The organism is Cellulomonas citrea, from assembly GCF_009829685.1.
In the GTDB taxonomy this organism is placed as follows: Bacteria; Actinomycetota; Actinomycetes; order Actinomycetales; family Cellulomonadaceae; genus Cellulomonas; species Cellulomonas citrea.
In genome coordinates, this window is record NZ_VWSD01000337.1 from 1 (window position 1) to 732 (window position 732).

The 732-nt window shown below is 77.5% G+C and carries 1 protein-coding gene; it reads left to right on the plus strand.

Annotation, left to right across the window (positions count from 1 at the left end; translation table 11 throughout):
- Nucleotides 1-732 (plus strand): thiamine pyrophosphate-binding protein (locus F2B26_RS16570; protein WP_268891127.1); only part of this gene is annotated, 732 nt, incomplete at both ends.

The following is a 732-nucleotide window of genomic DNA, read 5'->3' on the forward strand; positions in this document are numbered from 1 at the left end:
TGCGGCGCGTGCGCTGGTCCAGGCCATGGCGGCGCTCGGGGTGCGGGACGTCGTGCTGTGCCCCGGGTCGCGCAGCGCACCGTTGGCGCTCGCGCTGGCCGACGCCGCGTCCGACGACCGGCCGGCTGGTGCGCCGCAGCTGCGGCTGCATGTGCGGATCGATGAGCGGTCGGCGGCGTTCCTCGCGCTCGGCCTGGCCCGTGCGGCCGCCGAGTCCGGTGAGCTGCGACCGGTCGCGGTCGTGACCACGTCGGGCACGGCGGTGGCGAACCTGCACCCGGCGGTGCTCGAGGCGCACCACAGCGGCATCCCCCTGCTGCTGCTCACGGCCGACCGGCCGCACGAGCTGCGCGGTGTGGGCGCCAACCAGACCACCGACCAGCCCGCGATGTTCGGCCCGGCCTGCCGGCTGATCGTCGACGTCCCGGCGCCGAGCGGTCTGCCCGGTGAGCTGCGCGACGTGCGTCAGCTCGTCTCGCGCGCGGTGGCCGCGGCGACGGGCGCCCGAACCGGGTCGCCCGGTCCGGTGCACCTCAACCTGGGCTACCGCCCGCCGCTGGTCCCCGGTCCTGGGCCGTGGCCGGAGCCGTCGGTGGAGGGTCTCTCGGTGGTGAGCCCGCGTGGGTCGTTCGCAGCCGATGCCACGCCGTACCCTGCGGCGGGCGGGGTGCGGCACGCCCGGCACCAGCCGACGGTGCTGCTGGCGGGCGACGGCGCCGGTCCGCTGGCTCG